Raw genomic sequence first — 1,979 nt, forward strand, 5'->3', positions numbered from 1 at the left:
TTCCCCTTGCCCAGCTTGTAGCGGTAGCGGTTGGTCAGGGGGTCCGGCACCCGGTGGACCACCGAGTTGGCCGGGTTCTCGGGAAAGCCGAAATAGGCGAAGGTGACGCCCGCCCGGACCGCGTCGGTGACCATGGCCACCGCGGTGAAGCTCCCCTTGCTCTTCTTGATGCGTCCGGCCTTCATGAGCTCGGTGAAGGTCTGCTCCTTGCCGTCGACGCCGATGTATCCGCCCGTCTGCACGAGGAGGTCGTCGTTCTCGATGGCGACCAGGTCCCCGGATTCGATGCCACGGGCGCGGGCGTCGTCGGGATGGATTTCCAGGAACTGCTGGGGCCAGCGCTGCATAATGTAGGGCCGCCGCTTGTCGTCGTAGCCGGATTGCCAGAGCTCGTTGATCCGCCCGTTCGTCACCCACAACTCGTCCCCCTGCGGGGTGACCCTGTCGTAGAAGTCCTTGAAGTCCTCCCAGTAGCTCTTCAGCAGAACCGCCTTGCCGCTCTGGGTGCTGAAGGATGTGAGCCATTTCATGTGCATCGTGGGGCCTTCGGGGGTCCCGAGTTCCAGGTTCTCGTCGTGGAGACGCTTCGTGCCGACGAGTTCGCCCTTGACCATGCGGATGGGGGTCTGGATGCCTTCGGTCCCGTATTCGCGGAGCAGCTCGTGGCCTCGCTTGCCCTCGCGCTTGGCCTTCACCACGAGCGGGTGGTAGTTGAGCACCCCCTTGCGGCCGAAGCGGGCCGCCTCCTCGAAAATCTGGTTGCTGTCCTTCCAGTCGAAGCCCTTGAAGCCCATCTTCCGGGCGAACGCCGCGATGATCCACCAGTCGGGCCGGGCCTCGCCGGGGGGGTCGGCGAACTTGCTGTAGAGCCTCAGGCGGCGCTCGCCGTTGCAGCGGGTGAAGTCCTCCTCGCCCCAGGTGGCGGCCGGGAGAATCAGGTCCGAATACTCGGTCCCGATCGGGGAGACGGGGTAGATGTCCTGGTGGGCGACGACCATGCCGCCGGCGTCCACCCTGCGCTTTAAGGCGTCCACCGCCGTATCGACGTCAAAACTCTCGATCTGGTGGGGGTTGCGGCGCGTCAACCGCTGGAAGACGTCCATCAACTCCTGGGACGCCGCCATCGCCTGGCACCAGGTGGTTCCGATGACCCACGCGAAGCGCACGTGGCCGTCCACGACCCAGCGGTCGAGGTCGATCTCCTTCTTGCGGCGCCCCGGCGCCTTCTCGGGCGACAGGGCCCTCGGGTAATGGGCTGCGCCCATCCAGCCGCGCTGGTGCCCCCCGCCGCGGGAGATCACGCGGCCCGGCCGCGACCCGGCGCCGCAGACCAGCCCCAGCGCCGCGAACGAAGCCGTGTTCCCGAAGCTGTTGCACCAGTAATTTCCCTTCTCGAGCATGAACGAGGTCTTCTTGCGCGTTCCGTCGGGTTTGGGCCTGGCGAGGATTTCCGCCGTCTTGCGGATGTCCGCCGCCGGCACGCCCGTGATCTTGGCGGCACGCTCCAGTTCGGCGTAAGCGTAGCCCAGGATCCACTTCTTGTAGCCTTCGAAGTCGGTCCCGTACTTGCCCCAGGTCGTGACCCACTGCCAGGGCGTGTTGCGGGTCCCGCGACCCATGCCGGAGCCGATCTCCCACTTGTTCGACACCTTCCGCGCGATAAATTCCTTGTCCTCCCAGCCGTTCTCCAGGATCAGGCGGATGATGGCGAGTTGAAGCACCGTGTCCGTTCCCGGAATGACGGGCAGGAAGAGACCGCCCTGCCTCTCGCCATGGGCCACGCCCGTGGTCTTGCGCGGCAGGGCGAAGACCAGCTTCTTGTTGGGTGTTTTCCCGCCCATGATCCAGGAGGTGAACAGCGCCGACTTGGTCTCCCAGGGGTCGACGCCCGAGAAGAAGATGACCTCGGCCTCTCCCCAGTCCTCATAAGAAGCGCTGAAGGGGTTGATGCCGGAAAAATCGATCCCCGGCGTGTCCGG

Annotated in this window: 1 protein-coding gene; it reads right to left on the reverse strand. The window is 65.5% G+C overall.

Going from position 1 to position 1,979, the window contains the following annotated elements; translation table 11 throughout:
* Nucleotides 1-1,979 (reverse strand): molybdopterin-dependent oxidoreductase (locus OXT71_17870; GenBank protein ID MDE2928259.1); only part of this gene is annotated, 1,979 nt, incomplete at both ends.

The organism is Acidobacteriota bacterium, assembly GCA_028874215.1.
In the GTDB taxonomy this organism is placed as follows: Bacteria; Acidobacteriota; UBA6911; order RPQK01; family JAJDTT01; genus JAJDTT01.